This is a genomic window from Pseudomonas fluorescens group sp. PF-1 (genome assembly GCF_054481335.1).
The window spans coordinates 3,055,155-3,077,240 of sequence record NZ_JBTMNG010000002.1; the positions used below are offsets into that span (position 1 = coordinate 3,055,155).

Annotated in this window: 17 protein-coding genes and 1 pseudogene; 13 read left to right on the forward strand and 5 right to left on the reverse strand. The window is 61.1% G+C overall.

Annotated elements, in window-relative coordinates; all coding sequences use genetic code 11:
- Nucleotides 1-6: 6 nt before the first annotated feature.
- The 3 genes from pepN to ACX3YD_RS28955 all read left to right on the forward strand — a co-directional run bounded on the left by pepN (nt 7) and on the right by ACX3YD_RS28955 (nt 6,576).
- Complete coding sequence (gene pepN, locus ACX3YD_RS28945) at nt 7-2,664, forward strand: aminopeptidase N (protein ID WP_458961674.1); 2,658 nt, start codon at nt 7-9, stop codon at nt 2,662-2,664.
- 446 nt (nt 2,665-3,110) lie between these two features.
- A complete protein-coding gene (locus ACX3YD_RS28950) occupies nt 3,111-4,163 on the forward strand; it encodes a WD40/YVTN/BNR-like repeat-containing protein (RefSeq protein ID WP_458961675.1) in 1,053 nt (350 codons plus the stop codon).
- Nucleotides 4,164-4,191: 28 nt separating this feature from the next.
- The gene (locus ACX3YD_RS28955) at nt 4,192-6,576 is read left to right on the forward strand and encodes an efflux RND transporter permease subunit (RefSeq protein ID WP_103405645.1); all 2,385 of its coding nucleotides are present in this window, start codon (nt 4,192-4,194) and stop codon (nt 6,574-6,576) included.
- A gap of 91 nt (nt 6,577-6,667) precedes the next feature.
- On the opposite strand, the gene ACX3YD_RS28960 is transcribed toward ACX3YD_RS28955, so the two are convergent.
- Together ACX3YD_RS28960 and ACX3YD_RS28965 are read right to left on the reverse strand one after the other, a co-directional pair.
- Nucleotides 6,668-7,387 (reverse strand): FadR/GntR family transcriptional regulator, encoded by a 720-nt coding sequence (locus tag ACX3YD_RS28960; protein ID WP_047528355.1) that lies wholly within the window; start codon nt 7,385-7,387, stop codon nt 6,668-6,670.
- Nucleotides 7,388-7,596: 209 nt separating this feature from the next.
- Nucleotides 7,597-9,333 (reverse strand): IlvD/Edd family dehydratase, encoded by a 1,737-nt coding sequence (locus ACX3YD_RS28965; RefSeq protein WP_103405646.1) that lies wholly within the window; start codon nt 9,331-9,333, stop codon nt 7,597-7,599.
- A 193-nt stretch (nt 9,334-9,526) separates the two neighbouring features.
- Between ACX3YD_RS28965 and ACX3YD_RS28970 the strand changes: the two genes are divergently transcribed.
- The 10 genes and pseudogenes from ACX3YD_RS28970 to ACX3YD_RS29015 all read left to right on the forward strand — a co-directional run.
- Entirely contained in the window at nt 9,527-10,849 is a 1,323-nt protein-coding gene (locus tag ACX3YD_RS28970; protein ID WP_458961676.1) for an MFS transporter, read from the forward strand.
- Between the two features lie 91 nt (nt 10,850-10,940).
- Nucleotides 10,941-11,933 (forward strand): AraD1 family protein, encoded by a 993-nt coding sequence (gene araD1, locus ACX3YD_RS28975; protein WP_458961677.1) that lies wholly within the window; start codon nt 10,941-10,943, stop codon nt 11,931-11,933.
- A 10-nt stretch (nt 11,934-11,943) separates the two neighbouring features.
- Complete coding sequence (locus tag ACX3YD_RS28980; protein WP_458961678.1) at nt 11,944-13,524, forward strand: aldehyde dehydrogenase (NADP(+)); 1,581 nt, start codon at nt 11,944-11,946, stop codon at nt 13,522-13,524.
- A 112-nt stretch (nt 13,525-13,636) separates the two neighbouring features.
- On the forward strand, nt 13,637-13,945 hold the full coding sequence (locus tag ACX3YD_RS28985; protein ID WP_103405650.1) for a DUF5629 family protein: 309 nt from the start codon (nt 13,637-13,639) through the stop codon (nt 13,943-13,945).
- Nucleotides 13,938-15,107, forward strand: coding sequence for a lactonase family protein (locus ACX3YD_RS28990; RefSeq protein ID WP_458961679.1), 1,170 nt, complete (start codon nt 13,938-13,940; stop codon nt 15,105-15,107). Before ACX3YD_RS28985 ends, ACX3YD_RS28990 begins: the two co-directional genes overlap by 8 nt.
- 156 nt (nt 15,108-15,263) lie before the next feature.
- A complete protein-coding gene (locus tag ACX3YD_RS28995) occupies nt 15,264-15,443 on the forward strand; it encodes a hypothetical protein (RefSeq protein WP_090320901.1) in 180 nt (59 codons plus the stop codon).
- 208 nt (nt 15,444-15,651) lie between these two features.
- Nucleotides 15,652-15,777, forward strand: coding sequence for a hypothetical protein (locus ACX3YD_RS29000; RefSeq protein ID WP_262984240.1), 126 nt, complete (start codon nt 15,652-15,654; stop codon nt 15,775-15,777).
- A 115-nt stretch (nt 15,778-15,892) separates the two neighbouring features.
- Nucleotides 15,893-16,105, forward strand: coding sequence for a hypothetical protein (locus ACX3YD_RS29005; protein ID WP_458961680.1), 213 nt, complete (start codon nt 15,893-15,895; stop codon nt 16,103-16,105).
- A complete protein-coding gene (locus ACX3YD_RS29010) occupies nt 16,102-16,359 on the forward strand; it encodes a hypothetical protein (RefSeq protein ID WP_047528375.1) in 258 nt (85 codons plus the stop codon). The genes ACX3YD_RS29005 and ACX3YD_RS29010 overlap by 4 nt, the downstream gene beginning before the upstream one ends.
- Nucleotides 16,360-16,403: 44 nt before the next feature.
- Nucleotides 16,404-16,481: pseudogene (locus tag ACX3YD_RS29015) on the forward strand (outer membrane lipoprotein carrier protein LolA); the annotation flags it as partial.
- Between the two features lie 11 nt (nt 16,482-16,492).
- Here ACX3YD_RS29015 and ACX3YD_RS29020 read toward each other — a convergent pair.
- From ACX3YD_RS29020 to ACX3YD_RS29030, 3 genes are read right to left on the reverse strand one after another with little or no spacing between them, the layout of a single operon-like run.
- A complete protein-coding gene (locus ACX3YD_RS29020) occupies nt 16,493-17,089 on the reverse strand; it encodes a glutathione S-transferase (RefSeq protein ID WP_458961681.1) in 597 nt (198 codons plus the stop codon).
- Nucleotides 17,086-20,727 carry an AAA family ATPase gene (locus ACX3YD_RS29025; protein WP_458961682.1) on the reverse strand — a complete coding sequence of 1,214 codons (3,642 nt, stop codon included), beginning with the start codon at nt 20,725-20,727 and terminating at the stop codon, nt 17,086-17,088. Before ACX3YD_RS29025 ends, ACX3YD_RS29020 begins: the two co-directional genes overlap by 4 nt.
- On the reverse strand, nt 20,724-21,968 hold the full coding sequence (locus tag ACX3YD_RS29030) for an exonuclease SbcCD subunit D C-terminal domain-containing protein (RefSeq protein WP_458961683.1): 1,245 nt from the start codon (nt 21,966-21,968) through the stop codon (nt 20,724-20,726). The genes ACX3YD_RS29025 and ACX3YD_RS29030 overlap by 4 nt, the downstream gene beginning before the upstream one ends.
- Nucleotides 21,969-22,086: the final 118 nt, after the last annotated feature.

Below are 22,086 nucleotides of genomic sequence, written 5' to 3' on the forward strand. Positions count from 1 at the left end.
TCCAGCATGCGCACCGAACAACCGAAGATGATCTACCTCAAGGACTATCAGGCTCCCGAGTACCTGATCGACGAAACGCACCTGACCTTCGAGTTGTTCGAGGACCACAGCCTGGTCCATGCGCAACTGGTGATGCGCCGTAACCCCGAGCGTGGTCCGGGCCTGCCGCCGTTGGTGCTGGACGGTCAACAACTGGAACTGCTGTCGGTGACGCTGGCCGATCGCGAGCTGGGCATCGCCGATTACCAGTTGACCGAGAATCATCTGACCCTGCACCCGACCAGTACCACCTTCACGGTCGATACCAGCGTCAGGATCCACCCGGAAACCAACACCGCGCTGGAAGGCCTGTACAAGTCCGGCACGATGTTCTGCACCCAGTGCGAGGCCGAAGGCTTCCGCAAGATCACCTATTACCTCGACCGTCCGGACGTGATGAGCACGTTCACCACCACCGTGGTCGCCGAGCAGCACAGCTATCCGGTGCTGCTGTCCAACGGCAACCCGATTGCCTCGGGGCCCGGCGAAGATGGCCGGCACTGGGCGACCTGGGAGGACCCGTTCAAGAAACCGGCGTACCTGTTCGCGCTGGTGGCCGGTGATCTGTGGTGTGTCGAAGACACCTTCACCACCATGACCGAGCGCAACGTGGCGCTGCGCATTTACGTCGAGCCGGAAAACATCGACAAATGCCAGCACGCCATGAACAGCCTGAAGAAATCCATGCGTTGGGATGAAGAGGTCTACGGTCGCGAATACGATCTGGACATCTTCATGATCGTCGCCGTGAACGACTTCAACATGGGCGCCATGGAGAACAAGGGCCTCAACATCTTCAACTCCAGCGCCGTGCTGGCCCGGGCCGAAACCGCCACCGACGCCGCGCACCAGCGGGTCGAGGCGATCGTTGCCCACGAATACTTCCACAACTGGTCGGGCAACCGCGTGACCTGCCGCGACTGGTTCCAGTTGTCGCTCAAGGAAGGTTTCACGGTTTTCCGCGATTCGCATTTCTCCGCCGACATGAACTCGGCCACGGTCAAGCGCATCCAGGACGTGGCGTACCTGCGCACGCACCAGTTCGCCGAAGACGCCGGCCCCATGGCCCACGCGGTGCGCCCGGACAGCTTCATCGAGATTTCCAACTTCTACACCCTGACTGTGTACGAAAAAGGTTCGGAAGTGGTCGGGATGATCCATACCTTGCTCGGTGCCGAAGGTTTCCGTAAAGGCAGCGACCTGTACTTCGAACGCCACGACGGTCAGGCCGTGACCTGCGACGACTTCATCAAGGCCATGGAAGATGCCAACGGCGTCGACCTGACCCAGTTCAAGCGCTGGTACAGCCAGGCAGGCACCCCACGTCTGGCGGTGAGCGAGTCCTACGACGCAGCGGCCAAGACCTACAGCCTGACCTTCCGCCAGAGCTGCCCGCAAACCCCGGACAAGGTCGAGAAGCTGCCGTTTGTGATCCCGGTCGAACTGGGCCTGCTGGACAGCCAAGGCAACGAAATAGCCTTGCGCCTTCAGGGCGAAGCCAGCGCCCAGGGCGCTACCCGTGTCCTTTCCGTGACCGAAGCCGAGCAGACCTTCACCTTCGTCGACATCGCAGAGCAACCGCTGCCTTCGCTGCTGCGTGGCTTCTCGGCACCGGTGAAACTGAGCTTCCCGTACAACCGCGACCAGTTGATGTTCCTGATGCAGCACGACAGCGACGGGTTCAATCGTTGGGATGCCGGCCAGCAATTGTCGGTGCAAGTGCTGCAGGAACTGATTGCCCAGCAGCAAAAGGGCGAAGCGCTGGTGCTGGATCAGCGTCTGGTTTCGGCCTTGCGCACCGTGCTGTCCGACGAGTCGCTGGATCAAGCGATGGTCGCGGAAATGCTCTCGCTGCCAAGCGAAGCCTACCTGACCGAAATCAGCGAAGTGGCCGACGTCGAGGCCATTCACATCGCCCGCGAGTTTGCCCGCAAGCAACTGGCCGAAGCGTTGTTCGAAGGCCTGTGGCTGCGCTATCAGGCTAACCGCGAGTTGTCGAAACAAACCCCGTATGTGGCCGAGGCCGAGCATTTCGCCCGCCGGGCGCTGCAGAACATTGCGCTGTCATACCTGATGCTCAGCGGCAAGCCTGAAGTCCTGGCGGCGACCCTGGAGCAGTTCGACACCTGCGACAACATGACCGAGCGCCTGACCGCACTCGCAGTGTTGGTCAACTCTCCGTTCGAAGAGCAGAAGGCCAAGGCACTGGCCAGTTTCGCCGAGCACTTCAAGGACAACCCGCTGGTCATGGATCAATGGTTCAGTGTCCAGGCCGGCAGTGTGTTGCCGGGCGGCCTGGCGCGGGTCAAGGCGTTGATGCAGCATCCGGCGTTCAACATCAAGAACCCGAACAAGGTGCGGGCACTGGTGGGCGCATTCGCCGGGCAGAACCTGATCAACTTCCATGCGGCCGACGGTTCCGGGTATCGCTTCCTGGCAGACCTGGTGATCGAGTTGAACGGCTTCAATCCGCAGATCGCGTCTCGCCAACTGGCACCGTTGACCCGCTGGCGCAAATACGACAGCGCCCGTCAGGCGTTGATGAAAGGCGAACTGGAGCGCATCCGTGCTTCGGGTCAACTGTCCAGCGATGTGTTTGAAGTGGTCAGCAAAAGCCTGGCGTGATGCCTTTTGCGCGAAGTGCCATGTACTCCGCGATGCCTTGATTGCCAGCAAGCTCGTTTCCACAGGGTTCAGCCTGATCCTTGTGGGAGCCAGCCTGCTGGCGATGGTCGTCAACGATCACGCGTATTACCAGGAAAAACGCGGCGCACTTGAGTCCGTCGTCGGAATGCCGCCCGGAGCCGGTTCGCGATGATGTCGGCCCAGACCTCATCATCATCCTTCCTGATACCCCCTCATTCACCCGCACCCGTTAGCCCGGCAGTTAACAAAACATAACGTGCCGTCGATTGTCAGCCCTTCAAAAACACCGATAGGATAAGCCAGCTTCCGAAGGGGCTCTGGATTGCGGGTTTCGGGACTATGCTCCGAAATAGCCAATCACAACGAGCACCCTGTCGGCGCCCTGAAAGGTTGAATGACCTAACAATAATAATGGGGGATGGTCTATGAGTGAGCCTGTCATGGGTGTGGGTATTTGCCGCCCGCCGGCATTACGCAAATTCGCGTTGCTGGCCACAGCGCTCTCGCTGTTTGGCTGTGCCGTGGCGTCGGCACCCGTGCTGGCCGCCGACGCGCCGGCATCCGACGTTGCTTATTCCGTTGAATCGGCCAAGGCCAGCAAAAGCCTGATACTCGATGTCGTGCACGCCGGCTCGCGCCTGGTGGCGGTCGGGGATCGCGGGCACATCCTGTATTCCGACGACAAAGGTACGACCTGGGTTCAGGCCAAAGTGCCCACCCGGCAACTGCTGACGTCGGTGTTTTTTGTCGATGACAAGCACGGTTGGGCCGTTGGTCATGACGCGCAGATCCTCGCCAGCGAGGACGGTGGCGTCACCTGGACCAAGCAATTCGAAGATCTCAAACGCGAGTCGCCGCTGCTCGATGTCTGGTTCAAGGACGTCAACAGTGGCTTTGCCGTGGGCGCCTACGGGGCGTTGATGGAAACCACCGACGGCGGCAAGCACTGGGAAGACGCCAGCGATCGCCTGGACAACGAAGACCAGTACCACCTCAACGCCATCACGGCGGTCAAGGATGCCGGGCTGTTCATCGTTGGCGAGCAGGGCAGCATGTTCCGCTCCGCCGATGGGGGCCAGACCTGGGAAAAACTCGAAGGCCCTTACCAGGGCTCGCTGTTTGGAGTGCTCGGCACCGCACAGGCCAATACGCTGCTGGCTTACGGGCTGCGCGGCAATCTCTATCGCTCCACCGATTTCGGCAGCACCTGGCAGCAAATCGAACTCAAGGCTGAACGCGGAGACCTGGAATTCGGTCTGTCCGGCGGCACGCTGCTCGATGACGGATCGATCGTGATCGTCGGCAACGGTGGTTCGGTGATCAGCAGCAGCGACAACGGCGAGACTTTCAGCGTATTCAATCGTCGGGATCGCATTTCCCTCTCGTCGGTCACTGCCGCCGGGAATGGCAATCTGATTCTGACCGGACAGGGCGGCGTTCACGCCACTTCGCCAAACGGCGCTGAGCTGGGCAAATGAGCCGGGTTAATAATAAGAAGGCGGGGCTATGACTTCCTTGAGCACTCATCATCAGGACAAGGCGACGTTTCTTGAGCGCCTGATCTTCAACAACCGCCCGGCAGTGATCACGATCTGCCTGCTGGTCAGCATCTTCCTGTTCTGGCAGGCGACGCTGATCCGCCCATCCACCAGCTTCGAGAAAATGATCCCGCTCGAGCATCCGTTCATTCAAAAGATGATGGAGCACCGCAACGATCTGGCGAACCTGGGCAACACCGTGCGCATTTCCGTGGAGGCCACCGACGGTGACATCTTCTCCAAGGAATACATGGAGACCCTGCGTCAGATCAACGACGAGGTGTTCTACATCTCCGGCGTCGACCGTTCCGGCCTCAAGTCGCTGTGGAGCCCGAGCGTGCGCTGGACCGAAGTGACCGAGGAGGGCTTCGCCGGTGGTGAGGTGATTCCGCAGAGTTACAACGGCTCCCAGGCCAGCCTCGACCTGCTGCGCAACAACGTGCTCAAGTCCGGACAGGTCGGGCGCCTGGTGTCCAACGACTTCAAGTCGAGCATCGTCGACATCCCGCTGCTGGAGGCCTACCCGGACCCGCAGGACCAGGGCAAGTTGCTGGCGCTGGACTACCGCAAGTTTTCCCACGAACTCGAAGACAAGATCCGTAACAAGTTCGAGGCGCAGAACCCCCACATCAAAATCCACATCGTCGGCTTCGCCAAGAAAGTGGGCGACCTGATCGATGGCCTGGTGATGGTGGTGATGTTCTTCGGCATCGCCTTCGTGATCACGCTGATCCTGCTGTACTGGTTCACCAACTGCATGCGCAGTACGGTGGCCGTGTTGAGTACGACGCTGGTGGCGGTGGTCTGGCAGCTCGGGTTGATGCACTTCTTCGGCTTCGGGCTTGATCCCTACTCGATGCTGGTGCCGTTCCTGATCTTCGCCATTGGTATTTCCCATGGCGTACAGAAGATCAACGGCATTGCCCTGCAATCCAGCGATGCGGACAACGCCCTGACCGCCGCGCGCCGCACCTTCCGCCAACTGTTCTTGCCGGGGATGATCGCGATCCTCGCGGATGCGGTGGGGTTCATCACGTTGCTGATCATCGACATCGGCGTGATCCGCGAGCTGGCCATTGGCGCGTCGATCGGCGTGGCGGTGATCGTGTTCACCAACCTGATCCTGCTGCCGGTGGCGATCTCCTACGTCGGCATCAGCAAGCGCGCTGTGGAACGCAGCAAGAAGGATGCTCACCGCGAACACCCGTTCTGGCGTCTGCTGGCCAATTTTGCCAGTGCCAAAGTCGCGCCGGTGTCCGTCCTGCTGGCACTGATCGCCTTCGGTGGCGGCCTCTGGTACAGCCAGAACCTGAAAATCGGTGACCTCGACCAGGGTGCGCCGGAGCTGCGTCCGGACTCGCGTTACAACAAGGACAACAACTTCATCATCAGCAACTACTCCACCAGCTCCGATGTGTTGGTGGTGATGGTCAAGACCAAGGCCGAAGGCTGCTCGCGCTACGAAGCCATGGCACCGATCGATGAACTGATGTGGAAGATGCAGAACACCGAGGGCGTGCAGTCGGCGATTTCCCTGGTGACTGTGTCCAAGCAGATGATCAAGGGCATGAACGAGGGCAACCTGAAGTGGGAAACCCTGTCGCGTAACCCGGACGTGCTGAACAACTCCATTGCCCGGGCCGATGGTCTGTACAACAACAGTTGCTCCCTGGCGCCGGTGCTGGTGTTCCTCAACGATCACAAGGCCGAGACCCTGAATCGCGCCGTGCATGCAGTGCAGGAATTTGCCAAGGCTAACAACAAGGAGGGTCTGGAATTCATCCTCGCCGCCGGTAACGCCGGTATCGAGGCGGCCACCAACGAGGTGATCAAGGAATCCGAGCTGACCATCCTGATCCTGGTCTACATCTGCGTGGCAACCATGTGCATGATCACCTTCCGTTCCTGGGCGGCGACCTTGTGTATCGTGCTGCCGCTGGTGCTGACATCGGTGCTTGGTAACGCCCTGATGGCCTTCATGGGCATCGGCGTGAAAGTCGCGACCCTGCCGGTCGTGGCGCTCGGGGTCGGGATTGGCGTGGACTACGGCATCTACATCTACAGTCGCCTGGAAAGCTTCCTGCGTGCCGGCCTGCCGCTGCAAGAGGCGTACTACCAGACGCTGAAGTCCACCGGTAAGGCCGTACTGTTCACCGGTCTGTGCCTGGCCATCGGCGTGTGCACCTGGATCTTCTCGGCCATCAAGTTCCAGGCCGACATGGGCCTGATGCTGACCTTCATGCTGCTCTGGAACATGTTCGGTGCACTCTGGCTGCTGCCAGCGCTGGCACGCTTCCTGATCAAGCCGGAGAAACTGGCGGGGCAGAAGGGCAATTCGTTGTTCGCTCACTGACCCACGTTGAAATGAAAAAGCCGCAACCCTGGTTGCGGCTTTTTTATTTCTCACATTCACACCAGCCCGCCCCCACAGGGTTCTTCGGTGATCAGGCAGGATCGCTGCCCAGCACCACATTCAACGCGTTACGCGCATCGTCGAGTTGTACCAGGGTCGCATGTCGTGCTCCCAGCGCATCGCGATTCTCGATAGCGGTCAAAATCGCCTTGTGCCGTGGCAGCGCCAGTTCATGCAGGTTGGGCCGCTGGTTCGAGTGCTTCAGCGCTTCGGCAATGGCCACCGATAGCATGTTGCACAGGTTGGCCAGCAAGTCGTTGTGGGTTGCGTCGGCGATGCGGCTGTGGAAGTCCAGGTCCGGTTGCAACAGCGCTTCCGGCGTCGGCGCGGCTTCCATGCGTTGGTAGGCCTCACCGATGGACGCGATATCGGCCTCCGTGGCGAATTGCGCGGCCAGTGCGGCGGCGGCTGGTTCGATGATGCTGCGCACACTGGTCAGCAGATCGAAGAACTGGTTCTGCGGACTGCTTTGCATCAGCCAATGCAGCACGTCCGGATCGAGCATGTGCCAGTCTTTGCGCGGTTTGACCACGGTGCCGACCCGTGGACGGGAATACACCAGGCCTTTGGCAACCAGCACCCGCGTGGCTTCGCGCAACACCGGCCGGCTGACGGCATATTCCTCACACAACAGGGCTTCGGCGGGCAGTTTGTCATCGGGCTTGAAGCGTCCGGAGACGATCTGCATGCCCAGTTCCTGGACGATGCGCGAATGCATGCTTTTGCGGTCGGAGGGTTTGCGGTAGTCCATGGGGAACGGCGCGGTCCTGTGCGATGGAGATGCCGGGCATGATAGCAGGCACGGCGGGTGACGGTCGTTAGCGCCGGTATTTGACCGACGCAGAACGAATGTAGGAGCGAGCCTGCTCGCGATGGACGTGAACGTTGACGCGTGCTGTCTGAAAGCACGCGTCGCCTTCCAGTTCATCGCGAGCAGGCTCGCTCCTGCAGGGGGCGGGGTTAGTGGGAGTGACGCGGCACTTCAGCCCCACGGCAACCGACCAGGAAATCGAAGTCGCAACCCTGATCCGCCTGCAAGACATGGTCGATGTACAGCTGGCGATAACCACCCACCAACAATTGCTGCGGCGGTTGCAGATCCGCCATGCGCGCCGCCAGTTCGGCGTCCGGAATGTCCAGGTGCAGGCGGCCGCTGGCGCAATCGAGTTCGATCCAGTCACCTTCCTTCACCGCCGCCAAGGGGCCGCCCGCAGCCGCTTCCGGCGCTACGTGCAGGACAACGGTGCCATACGCGGTGCCGCTCATGCGTGCATCGGAAATACGCACCATATCGGTCACGCCCTGGGCCAGCAGTTTGGCCGGCAGGCCCATGTTGCCGACTTCGGCCATGCCTGGATAACCCTTGGGGCCGCAGTTTTTCATGACCAGGATCGAGTTGGCGTCGACGTCCAGCTCCGGGTCGTTGATCCGCGCCTTGTACATGTCGAAGTTCTCGAACACCACCGCGCGTCCGCGATGTTGCATCAATTCCGGTGTGGCCGCAGAAGGCTTGAGGACCGCGCCGAGGGGCGCCAGGTTGCCGCGCAACACGCAGATGCCGCCGTCGGCCCGAATCGGGTTGTCGAGGGTGCGGATCACCTCATCTTCACCGTAGATCGGCGCGTCCCTGGTGTTCTCGCCGATGGACTTGCCGTTGACGGTCAAGGCGTTTGGGTTCGGGATCAGATTGGCCTCGCCAAGACGGCGCAGCACCGCCGGCAAACCACCGGCGTAGTAGAACTCTTCCATCAGGAAGCGCCCGGAGGGCTGCAGGTCGACGATGGTCGGCATGCCGCGCCCGATGCGGGTCCAGTCGTCGAGATCCAGTTCCACGCCGATGCGGCCGGCAATGGCTTTGAGGTGAATCACGGCGTTGGTCGAACCGCCAATGGCGGCGTTGACGCGAATGGCGTTTTCGAAGGCTTCCTTGGTCAGGATCTTCGACAGTTTCAGGTCTTCGCGGACCATTTCCACGGCGCGCATGCCGGACATGTGTGCCAGGACATAACGACGCGCATCCACCGCTGGAATCGCCGCGTTGTGGGGCAGGGAAGTGCCGAGTGCTTCCGCCATGCAGGCCATGGTCGAGGCGGTGCCCATGGTGTTGCAGGTGCCGGCCGAGCGGGACATGCCGCCCTCGGCCGCGAGGAAATCGTCGATGGTGATGGTGCCGGCCTTGACCTGTTCGCTGAGCTGCCAGACCACGGTGCCCGAGCCAATGTCCTTGCCCTTGTGCTTGCCGTTGAGCATCGGCCCGCCCGTGACGACGATGGCCGGCACGTCGCAGCTGGCCGCGCCCATCAGCAGCGCCGGGGTGGTTTTGTCGCAGCCGGTCAGCAGCACCACGCCGTCAATCGGGTTGCCGCGAATGGCTTCTTCGACGTCCATGCTCGCCAGGTTGCGGGTGAGCATGGCGGTTGGGCGCAGGTTCGATTCGCCGTTGGAGAACACCGGGAATTCCACGGGGAAGCCACCGGCCTCGATCACGCCGCGTTTGACGTGCTCGGCAATCTGGCGGAAATGCGCGTTACACGGAGTCAGTTCCGACCAGGTGTTGCAGATGCCGATGATCGGCTTGCCATGGAACTGGTGGTCGGCGATGCCCTGATTCTTCATCCAGCTGCGGTACATGAAGCCGTTCTTGTCGGCCGTGCCAAACCATTGGGCGGAGCGCAGGGTGGGTTTCTTATCAGACATGATCGATTCTCTTATTGTATGACTATATTGTTCAAGCTTGTGCCTAACATAAGCTCAAATTGCCGTGTTTGGAAGTGTTGTTGATCAAATAGTATTACTATATAGTCGATTTCAACGGAGGGATGGCCCTGACGGTTTTCCGTGAGAGGCGTCTCCCGAGTTTCTATAAAAACAACAATCGGAGACCGATCTCATGAGCCAGGAACTGCGGCTTATTCGCCGCATCACGCTGAAACTGATTCCCTTCCTGATCCTGCTGTACCTGATCGCCTATGTGGATCGCTCTGCCGTGGGCTTCGCCAAATTGCACATGGGCGCCGACATCGGCCTTGGCGATGCGGCTTACGGAATGGGCGCCGGGCTGTTCTTCATTGGTTACTTCCTGCTGGAAATCCCCAGCAACCTGATGCTCGACCGCTTCGGTGCTCGGCGCTGGTTCGCGCGGATCATGATCACCTGGGGCGCCATCACCATCGGCATGGCCTTCGTCCAGGGGCCGAACAGCTTCTATGTGATGCGTTTCCTGCTCGGTGCAGCCGAAGCCGGGTTCTTTCCGGGCGTTCTCTACTACATCACCCAGTGGTTCCCGGTTCGCCATCGCGGCAAGATCCTCGGGCTGTTTATCCTGTCCCAACCCATCGCGATGATGATCACCGGCCCGGTGTCCGGCGGTTTGCTCGGCATGGACGGCGTGCTCGGGCTGCATGGCTGGCAATGGCTGTTCATCGTCATTGGCACTCCGGCGATCCTGCTGACCTGGCCGGTGCTGCGTTACCTGCCGGACGGCCCGCAACAGGTGAAATGGATGGACCAGGCCGAGAAGGACTGGCTGACCGGCGAGCTGAAAAAAGACCTGGAACAGTACGGCCAGACCCGCCACGGCAACCCGTTGCATGCCCTCAAGGACAAACGCGTGCTGCTGCTGGCGCTGTTCTACCTGCCAGTGACACTGAGCATTTATGGCCTGGGCCTGTGGCTGCCGACGCTGATCAAGCAGTTTGGCGGCAGTGACCTGGTGACCGGTTTCGTGTCCTCGGTGCCCTACATTTTCGGGATCATCGGTTTGCTGATCATCCCGCGCAGTTCCGACCGTCTGAACGATCGCTACGGTCACCTCGCGGTGCTTTACGTATTGGGTGCCATCGGCTTGTTCTTCAGCGCCTGGCTGTCGGTGCCGGTGTTGCAACTGGCGGCGCTTTGCCTGGTGGCATTTGCGCTGTTTTCCTGCACGGCGATTTTCTGGACCTTGCCGGGCCGTTTCTTTGCCGGTGCCAGCGCGGCGGCGGGGATTGCCTTGATCAACTCGGTGGGCAACCTCGGCGGCTACATCGGCCCGTTCGTGATCGGGGCGCTCAAGGAATACACCGGCAACCTGGCCTCGGGTTTGTATTTCCTGTCCGGCGTCATGCTGTTCGGCCTGGTGCTGACTGGCGTGGTCTATCGCCTGCTGGAACGCAAGCATGTACTGCCGGCCGACGAATTTGCCGCCAGTGCGCGTGGGGCAACCCGCACCTGACACAGAGCGGGCATTCACCACCGAGCCTGTGGGAGCGGGCAAGCCTGCTTCCACAGGGAACGGTGCGGCTTCAATAAACAGGAGAAAGTTCATGCGTTTGGTTCAATTCGAATTGAGAAACGGCGAGCGCCGGGTTGGCGTGGTCGAGCAAGGGTTGGTACACGAGGTGCAGGATGCGCACACGGTTCGTGACCTGGCACTGGCGGCGATCGAAGCCGGGGTCAACCTTGAGCAGCAAGTGAAAAGTCTCGGGCTGGGGATCAGCCATGACTACGTCGAACTGCTGGCACAATTGCGTATCCTGCCGCCGCTGGATCATCCGGACCCGGCGCACATGCTGGTCAGCGGCACCGGTCTGACGCACCTGGGCAGCGCTTCGGCCCGGGACAAAATGCACCAGCAAGCCGGTGACGAAGCGTCGATGACCGACACCATGCGCATCTTCAAATGGGGCGTGGAGGGCGGTCAGCCCGCGGCGGGTCAGGCCGGCGTACAGCCTGAATGGTTCTACAAGGGCGACGGCAGCATCGTCGTGCGTCCGGGCCAGCCGTTCCCGTTGCCGCCGTTCGCCGAAGACGCCGGGGAAGAGCCTGAAATCAGCGGCCTGTACGTCATCGGTCACGATGGCAAACCCTATCGCCTCGGTTTTGCCGTGGGCAACGAGTTCTCCGACCACGTGATGGAGCGCAAGAACTACCTGTACCTGGCCCATTCGAAATTGCGCAGTTGCAGCTACGGGCCGGAACTGCGAGTCGGCGAACTGCCGCAGCATCTGGCTGGCAGCAGCCGCATCCTGCGCGACGGTGAAGTGCTGTGGCAGAACGAGTTCCTCAGTGGCGAGGCGAACATGTGCCACAGCCTGGCCAACCTGGAGTTTCACCATTTCAAGTACAGCCAGTTCCTGCGCCCGGGGGACGTGCACATTCACTTCTTCGGCACCGCGACCCTGTCGTTCGCCGATGGCGTGCGCACCCGTCCCGGTGATGTGTTCGAAATCAGTCAGGCCGAATTCGGCGCGCCATTGATCAATGGCATCACGCCGGTCGAAGCGGTATTCGAACCCGGCTCCGTCGGCACATTGTGAGGAGTTACCCATGACCCGGATTCTTGGCCACAACTACATCGGCGGCCAGCGCAGCGCGTTGGGCACCGTCAAGCTGCAGAGTGTCGATGCCGAAACGGGCGAGGCATTGCCCCACGATTTCTTCCAGGCCACACCGGCAGAAGTCGAGGCTGCCGCCAAGGCGGCGGCAGCGGCATACCCGGCTTATCGCCGCTTGAGCGCCGAGCGACGCGCACAGTTTCTTGAGGCCATCGCTGATGAACTCGATGCCCTGGGTGACGCGTTCGTGACGGTGGTTTGCCGTGAAACCGCGCTGCCAGCAGCACGGATTATCGGCGAGCGTGGCCGCACCAGCGGCCAGATGCGATTGTTCGCCCAGGTGCTGCGGCGCGGCGACTTCTACGGTGCGCGCATCGACCAGCCGCTGCCTGAACGCCAGCCGTTGCCGCGCCCTGATCTGCGCCAGTACCGTATCGGCCTGGGGCCGGTGGCGGTGTTCGGTGCCAGCAATTTTCCCCTGGCGTTTTCCACGGCGGGCGGCGATACCGCCTCGGCACTGGCCGCCGGCTGCCCGGTGGTGTTCAAGGCCCACAGTGGACACATGGCCACGGCCGAGCAGGTGGCCGATGCAATCATCCGCGCGGCGGAAAAAACCGCGATGCCGGCCGGCGTGTTCAACATGATCTATGGCGGTGGCGTCGGCGAGGCACTGGTCAAGCATCCGGCGATTCAGGCGGTGGGCTTCACCGGTTCGCTCAAGGGCGGCAGGGCGCTGTGCGACATGGCGGCGGCGCGTCCACAACCGATACCGGTGTTCGCCGAGATGTCGAGCATCAACCCGGTGATCGTGCTGCCCCAGGCGTTGCACGTGCGCATGGAAGCCATCGCCCGTGGCCTGACGTCTTCGGTGGTGCAGGGTTGCGGCCAGTTCTGCACCAACCCGGGCCTGGTGATTGGCATTCGTTCGCCGCAGTTCACGGCGTTCCTGCAATTGCTGACGGACTTGATGGCCGATCAACCGGCGCAAACCATGCTCAACGCGGGAACCCTGGGCAGTTATGGCAAGGGCCTGCAAAAGCTTTTAGATCATCCGGGCATCGAGCACCTGGCGGGCAATCCGCAACAAGGTCATCAGGCGCAGCCGCAATTGTTCAAGGCCGATGTCAGCTTGCTGATCGATGGCGACGAGGTGCTGCAAGAGGAAGTGTTTGGCCCGACCACTGTGGTGGTGGAAGTGGCTGATCAGGCACAACTGCACGCGGCCTTGAATGGGCTGCACGGTCAGTTGACCGCGACCATCATGGGCGAACAGGCGGACTTTGAGCAGTTCGGCGAGCTCACGGACTTGCTGGAGCAGAAGGTCGGACGAATCCTGCTCAACGGCTATCCGACCGGTGTCGAGGTGTGTGAATCGATGGTGCATGGCGGGCCGTATCCGGCGACTTCGGACGCTCGCGGCACGTCGGTCGGGACCCTGGCCATCGACCGCTTCTTGCGTCCGGTGTGCTTCCAGAATTACCCGGACAGCCTGCTGCCGGACGCGTTGAAAAACGCCAACCCGCTGGGCATTCAGCGCCTGGTGGATGGCAAGCCGTCACGCGACGCGATCTAACGGCTGGTTACAGTCCCCATGGGAGCGGGCAAACCCGTTCCCATGGTTTGTGTGGAACAGTCAGCAAACGCATGAGCTATCATTGCGTCTTTCCCCTTCAAGATTGATTGCCATGACTGCCGTAACCGACACCCTGCTCAATACCCTCTTACACTGCGGTATGGTGGAAATCGACGGGCTGCATGCCTTCGAATTCTCCCTCGATGAAGAGGACAACCTGCATATCGAATGCATGGACGGCCGAGCGGCCAAGCACTGGGCGTTCACCCCGGCGCAAATCCAGGCCGCGACCTTCGACAGCACACTGCAAAGCTGGTTGATCACTGGTGATTCTGGCGAGCATCGCTTGGTATGCCTCGGTGACGTCTTCGGCGGTGACAACGACGACGATGACGAAGACGATGAAAATGAGGATGCGTAACTTCTGGCCCTTGTTAATGGCCGGCAGCATCGGCGCGATGGGCGTTCAGGCGGCCATTGCCGACGACTATCAACTGCTCGTGGGTTCGTACACCGCTGGCCAGAGCCAGGGCATCTATCGGCTGAATTTCAACAGCGCCACCGGACAGATCGACGCCAAACCCCTGCAAGTGATCAAGAGCGACAATCCCTCCTGGCTGACCCTGTCAAAGGATCAGCGTCGCCTGTTCGTGGTCAACGAAAACGGCCCCGGTCAGAGCGATCCGGTGGGGCGTGTCAGCAGCTACGCGATCGACCCCAAGACCCATGAGCTGAGCCTGATCAATCAGGTGCAGAGCCTGGGCAACGAGCCGACGCATTCGAGTCTCAGCGCTGACGCCAGCCATCTGTTTGTCAGCAACTACTCGGTGGCCGAAGATCCGGGTGGCACCCTGGCGGTGTTGCCAGTCAGTGCTGACGGTGCGCTTAAGGCGGTGGTGCAGATGAGCAGTCATCCGGCCAGTCGGGTCAATCCCGAGCGGCAAATGTCGTCGCATGTGCATTCGACGGTTTCGTCGCCGGACGGCCGTTACGTGTTCTCCAATGACCTGGGCGCGGACAGGGTCTTTGCCTATCGCTTCGATCCCAAGGCCAACCCCGATCTGCCCTTGACCCCGGCCAACCCTGCATTCGTCCAGTTGCCTGCCGGCAGCGGGCCACGGCATCTGCTGTTCAGCGCCGATGGCAAACATGCGTGGCTGACCATGGAGATGAGTGCGCAGGTGGCGGTGTTCGATTACCGGGACGGCTCGCTTGAGCAGACGCAGATGGTCGATCTGGCGGCCGGCCAACCGGTGTCGGACAAGGCTGCCGCCGCGCTGCATGCCTCGGCGGACGGCAAATTCCTTTACGTCAGCAACCGTGGCACCGCCAATCAGTTGCTTGTATTCGCCATCGACCCTGCAACCGGCCACCTCAAGGAATTGCAGCGTCGCTCCGTAGAGGGTGACCACCCGCGTGAGTTCAGCCTCGATCCGAGCGGCAAGTTCGTGTTGATCGCCAACCAGAAAAGCAACGGGATTGTCGTCGTCGAGCGCGATGCCAAGACCGGTTTGCTGGGCAAAACCGTGCAGAAATTGCCGATGGACGCCCCGAGCGATCTCAAGTTTCTGCTGCGACAATAGGCCGCAGGCCCCGGTCCAGGGGGCCTGCGTCGTTCTATCAATGAGGCTGATATCTGGTACTGCTGCAAAGCATTTCAAGGCATCGACCCTTGAAGGTTAAGTTTGCTTCACGGCCCCACCGGGCAAGCAAGCCAACTGACTTCGAGGAATACCGCCATGAACTTCAATCTCTTCTCCGTAATCGCCGCTTCCGCCATCTCTGCTTCCGTTGCCCTGCCAGCCAGTGCCAACGTTGAAATCAGCGAGAAAAAATCCCACACCCAGAGCTACACCCAGAAATACCTGCAACAGAGCGCCAACTTCTACGCCGCGCTGGACCACAAAGCCCAACACTGAAAGCGCCTCCCTGCACCCTTTATGCAGGAGCGAAGTCACTTGCCAATCGACCGTTCACCGATCGAAAGGCGCTGAAGTGATGTCGCTCCTGCATAACGCATTTACGACAGCATCAAATAGCCATTAATCTTCTGCTTGATATCACTCAGCCATGCGTTTAAATTTGACGCTGATTTTTTGACTCCTTCTCAAGAAAAGGATCGACAAGATGGCGATGCGTCTGGCTGTGGTGCTGTTATTCCTCTATTCCACTCCGATTTTATCCGCCGTAGAGCCTGTTTCTGGCGAGCCTGACGCTGCCCGCGAACGCTTGATGAGTTTTATTGAAGACTGAAATAGTCTGCTTCAATGATCAACGAAGCTGATAGTTGCTATAGACCGGACTCGTTGGTTATCCGCGCTTTTTTGATCGATCCTGTGGACATTGAAACATGCCCACGGAGAACATCATGGCCCGCGCAATCATCACTTCTGCCAAACATGGCGCCTATGTGGCTATCGGTCTTTACCTGCTCATGGTGCTGGTTGTCAGCCTTTCGCCGCAGTCGCAACGATCCTTCGAAACGCCTATTCAAGTCGCACATCCTGGCATCCAGTTTGAGCACCGCGCGCACAACGCGATGGTCGACCAGGCGGATCTCGCGGGAGTCGGCGGCGCATGAAAGGTCACAGACTTTGGGTCATTGCCTTCCTGGCGTTCATGACCAACGGCGCGTCGCTGTTGGGGATCGGCCAGGGCTCGGCGGGCTCGGTGGCCCGGTCCATAGAGGCCAACCACAACATCGCCCGTAACATCGAAACCGCCAAGGCGCTGGGCTTGCTGGCCGGCAACCCGCCGATCAAGCCTGAAAGCGGTTTTTTCGGGCCGTTCCAGGTTGATTGCTCAGCCATCGGGATGTGCGAAGTACTGGCCTGAATCACTGAATCACCACGCTCCCTGTGGGAGCGAGCCTGCTCGCGATGGTCGTGAACGATGACGCTGAGAACCTGACACCGCGCGGCGCTCTCAGGTTTTTCGCGAGCAGGCTCGCTCCTACAGGGAATCGCGTTTACTTCGCCATGATCGACGTAAACAATTGCGACTCGATAAACCGCTGCAACCAGGCCTGTAACCGCCGATAAGGCGTCTGCGCGAACCACTCGCGATCGACATGGGCGAATTGCCGTACGAACGGCATCAGCGCCACGTCGGCGAGGCTGGGGTGGTCGGCCAGCAGATAGTCGCGACTGGCGAGCATCTCCTCGAGCTTGCGCAAGAGCACCTCGCCCTCGGCGCGGTAAAACTCCATCGCGTGCTCGGGGTAACGTTCGGCGTATTTGTAGCGATTGAGCTGCACCTTGAACGACTGGTCGTTTGCCTCGATCAGCGCGGCAATCGTCAGCTGTCCCTGCGGATCATCCTTGAGCAACCAATCCTGCGGATCGTTCTGCGCCAACGCCCAGCGCATGATCTCGAGGCTTTCATCGATGACCCGGCCGTCCACGTCCAGCACCGGCACCGTGCCTTTGCTCGACAGCGCGAGCATTTCGGCGGGTTTGGCCTTCAGGCTGACTTCGACAATGCTGAATTCAACCCCTGAGTAGCGCAGGGCCATGCGCGCCCGCATGGCGTACGGGCAGCGGCGAAAGGAATAGAGCGTGGTCATTTCACCTCCAGGGTGCTGAGGCCGTTGCCTTGGCGGCGGACCTGAATCTGCACCGGAATCCGTTCATGCATTTCCTGCACATGGGAAATGACCGCGACCTTGCGGCCCTGGGCCTGCAGGCCGTCGAGGGCGTCCATGGCCAGTTGCAGGGATTCCGGATCGAGGCTGCCGAAGCCTTCGTCGATGAACAGCGATTCGATTTTCAGCGTGCTCGACGCCATCGATGCCAGGCCCAATGCCAGCGCCAGCGACACCAGGAAGGTCTCGCCACCCGACAACGAATGCACCGAACGCAGTTCGTCGCCCATTTCGGTGTCCATCACCAGCAACCCCAGCATGCTGCCGCCGCGCTTGAGGCGATAGCGGCGCACCAGTTGGCGCAGTTGCACGTTGGCGTGATGGACCAGCAAGTCGAGGTTGTAGGCCTGGGCGATCTTGCGGAAGGTGTCACCGGTGGCCGAGCCGATCAACGCATTCAAACGCGCCCAGCGCTGGAATTCGGCATAAGCATCGGCAATCTGTTGCGCCAGGGCCTGATTGGCGTTTTGCCGGCGCTGATCTTCTGCCTGCTCGGCACGCAATTCGGCGCAGCGCTGTTCGCTGACGCTGAACTGGTTTTGCAGTTCTGCCAGCGCTGTGGCGAGTTGCTCGGCGTCGAGGTTACCGTTGTGCTGCGCCTGATGAGCGAGCAGGCGCTGGTCGCGCTCTTGCAGCAGCACTTTGGCCTGTTCGATGGCCTTTTCGCTGTTCTGCAAACGCTGGCGAAGCTCGCTGACGTGCGTGTCATCGACCCGCAGCAGGTCTTCGAGACCGCCATCATCCAGCTCGGGATGACGGCCGCGCCAGTCGGCGATTTTGTCGGTGAGATCGCGATCTTCGATGTCCAGCGCCTGCAGACGCTCTTGCTGCGCCTTGAGTTCGGCGGCGATCTGCACGCGGTGCGTACGGACGTTTTGCAGCTCCTGCGCCGTTGTTGTTTCGGCACTGCGTGCTTGCTCTACGGCGTTTTCCAGCCCTTGCTGAAACTGCTCGGCGCTGCTGTGCTCGCCCAGCAAGTGTGCAAGCTGGAGCTGGCAAGCCTGTTGCTGCTCGGCCAGCGCACTAAACTGCTGCTCGGCAGTTTGCAGTTGTTGCACACGGGTTTGCTGGCGATCCTGTTCTTTCTCAAGCGTCTGTTGACGCTGTTGCTGCTCGGCCAGCTCTTCTTTCTGCTGATCGAGTTGTGCGAGTCGTTCGGTGATCTGCCGATCCAGCTGCATGAACGTCGCCGCAGGTTCCATCCTTAGCGCTTCGAGGGTTTCGGCCGGCAACAGACTGCCGAACGCGGTGAGTTCCTCGTCGAGTCGTTGACGGTCACTGCTCAATTCGCGCTGCTGGTTGCTCAGGTGCTGGGCCGCTTGTTGATGCGCTGTTTCGGCTTGGCGCAATTGCTGGGTCATACGCGCGGCATCTTGCTGCAAGGTGAGCAGGGCGCGCTGACGCTGTTCGTCCTGAGCGATGCTCTGGTTCAACTGATCGTTGTGGCGGGTCAGCCAGGCGTCTCGCTGTGGGGCGTCCTGATCCAGCAGTTGTGCGGCCAGAGGGTGGGCGCTGAGGCTCGGGGCCAAGGCTTGTTGCTGGGCGTTCAGTTGCTCCTGTTGTTGCAGCAATTCCTTTTGCTGGGCGATAACGCCCACCACCTCGGCGCGCAATTCGGTGAGCTTTTCCTTGAGTTGGTCGACGGCTTGTTGCGCGCTGGCCTGTTCGTTTTCGTCGTGGCGACCGAGGCTTTGCAACAGTGCTTCGGGCTGATGGTAAGGATGCTCTTGACTGCCGCAGACCGGGCACGGCTGGTCGTCCTGCAACTGCGCGCGCAACTCTTCGACACTGGCGCTGCGGGCCAGACGCTGGCGCTCCAGCAGTTCTCGGGTGACGTTGAAGGTTTGTTCGGCCACCGTCAGTTCGGCCTTGGTTTTTACCCCGTCCTGAGTCAGCCGGTCACGTTCCTGTTGCGCGGCGTGCTGGCGTTGTTGCAGTTCGGTGCCGCGCTTGTCCAGTTCCTGCTGGCTGGCCCACAGTCGCATCAGGTCTTCGACGGTGCGCAGCTGTTTACGGTTGTCCTGCAACAGGTTGCCGAGGATGCCGATCTGCTCGGCCACCGCGTCCGGCTCGGCACCGGCCTCTTTAAACAGCACTTCAAGTTGCTGCTTTTGTGATGCGAACGCCTCGGCGCTGCGGGTGGCGTTGAGTTCGAGGGTCGCGAGTTCGGCCTGGCCTTTGTTTAGACGGTTGCCGATCAGCATCAACTGTTGCAGGCGGTCTCTATAGGCATTCCAGGCATCGCCAAGCGATGCCAGATGGCCGCTGCGTTCCAGCTCGGTGGCGATGCGCTGCAAACGCTCGGCAACCTGGGTCTGCTTTTCCAGCAAGTTTTGAATGGCGCTTTGGCCCTGGAGACAGGCCTGTTCTGCCGTGTGCTTCGCGTCGGCGCTGAGGGCGGCTTCCTTGGCCAGGCGGGCGAGGGTGCTTTGCTCTTCGAAAGCCTGACGCAGTCGTGGAGCACTTTCGGATTGCCGTTGTTGGGCTTCGCTCAGGGCGGTTTGCGTGGCCGTGAGATGGTGCTCCAGCACCGTCTGACGCTCAGTCAGCTCATGTTGTTGCCGGGTATGGGCAGCAATCTGCGCGGCCAGTGGCGTCAACAGTGCATCGAGTTCGGTTTTGCGGGCGAACTGGTGCCGCTGTGGAGCGAGATGTTCCAGCCGGGTCAGCTTCAGGCGCTCGTCGGCCAGACCTTCCCACTGCTGTTGGGCGCTGTGCAGTTGCTCGGTCGCTGCGTGCTGCGCGTCCTGCAATTGACGAAGATCCTTGAGCCAGGTGTGTTGCTGCTCAAGCTGCTTGAGTTGCGCCTGCTGCAACTTCAGCTGTTGCTGCGCTTCGTTGAAGCGTTCATCCAGCTCCGCACGGGCTTCGGACGACAACGGGGTGACACCGCTGGCCTGGTCCTGCAGCAGTTTGTGCGCTTCGCGGGCTTCCTTGGTCTTGTCGAAGGCCCGACGGCCGAGGCGGGTGTAGAGCGCGGTGTCGGTGAGTTTTTCCAGCAGTTCGCTGCGGTCGTTGTCATCGGCCTTGAGAAAGGCGCTGAACTCGCTTTGGGCCAGCAGCACGGCGCGGGTGAACTGTTCGAAATTCAGGCCCAGGGCGGCTTCGAGTTGGGTCTTGTATTCGCCTTTCTGGCTGGCCAGCAATTGATCCTGATCGATGTCACGCAGGCTCTGGCGACTGGCTTGCAACTTGCCACTGGCCTTTTCCCGGGCGCGGTTGGCTTCCCAGCGTGCGCGATAGCGGCGGCCGTCGACGCCGACGAAATCCACTTCGGCATAGCCCTCACCGGTGCCGCGACGCAGCAGGGTGCGCGGGTCACCGGTGCCGATTTCGCCATCGGCGTCCGGCACCTTGGCGTCGCGGCCGGTGTTGTTCAGGCGTGGAACCGCGCCGAACAGCGCCAGGCACAGGGCATCGAGCAACGTGCTTTTACCGGCGCCCGTCGGGCCGGTGATGGCGAACAGGCCGGCACTGGCCAAGGGTTCGGCGGTGAAGTCGATTTCAAACGGCCCCGCCAGGGAGGCGAGGTTTTTCAGGCGGATCGCGAGAATCTTCATGGCTGTTCGCTCTCCATCTGCACGTCTTGCAGCAGCTCGGCAAAGTCCTTGAGGGTTTGCTCGTCGACTTCGCTGCCGTAGTTGTCCTGCCAGGCACGGCTGAACAGTTCCTGAGGCGTGAGCTGGTCCAGTTCGATCAACGCCGCACCGTCCTCGGCGCCGTCACGACTGCCATTGCCGGCGTATTCGGCGGCGATGCGCACCAGGCGCACAGCCTTGCCTTGCAGGGCGCTTTCCACCTGATGGCGCAAGTCCGGTTGCGGTTCGTCAAGGCGCACGCGGACTTCCAGCCAGGGTTGACGCTGCAAGTCGGCGAGCAGGTCGATGTTCGGCAGGTCGGCCAATTGCAACAGGATCTCTGCCAGCGGCGCCGGGCCGAGGCGCTGCAGGTTCACCGCGCGGGGGATGAGCTTGGGTTCGACGCTGACCAGGGTTTCGCCGTCGAGGGTGATGTCGAGAATCTGGTGCTGGTAGCCGATTTCGGAGAACGACAACGGAATCGGCGAGCCGCTGTAGCGAATGCGCTCCTCGCCGTTGACCTTCTGCGGCTTGTGCAAGTGACCGAGGGCCACGTAGCTGATGCTCGGCCCGAACAGGCTGGCGGGCAGGGCTTCGGCGTTGCCGATGATCAGGCTGCGCTCGGAGTCTTCCGAGACCGAACCTCCGGCCATGTGCGCATGGCTGATGGCGACCAGCGCCTGACCCGGCTGGCGTTTGGCGTTGGCCGCTTCGATCAGCCATTCATGGACCTGGCCAATGCCGCGCAAGTAGTTGTCACCCAGATGCGAGCCGGTGACTTCAGCAGGGCGCAGGAACGGTAGCGCCAGGCACCAGCCGGCGATTTCACCGCTGGCGTCCGGCAATGGCAGCAACAGGCGCTCGGCATCGAGCTGGCCGTCATCCAGCCACAGCACGCGGCCCAAGGCATGGGTGCGCAAGCGACGCATCAACGGCGCCGGCAGTTCGATGCGTGAGCCGGAGTCGTGGTTGCCGGCAATCATCACGATGGTCAGCAATGGCTGCTGCTCGTGGGCGCTGACGATGAAGTCGTAGAGACGCTCCTGGGCTTTGACCGGCGGATTGACCGTGTCGAAGATGTCGCCGGCGATCAGCAGCACATCGGGCTGATCCAGCTTGAGCTGACGCAGCAGCCAGTCGAGAAAACAACCGTGCTCGAAATCGCGATCCTGGCCGTGCAGGTTCTGCCCGAGGTGCCAGTCGGAGGTGTGGAACAGACGCAAGGGCAACTCCGCTAGATAAAAGGTGATGGCCGCGGGGACACATGACAGCGGCGAAAGGGGGAGAGTTTACTGGCAAAAAAGCACGAGCTCCCTCGCCACAAAAGCCTCCTGCCATAAA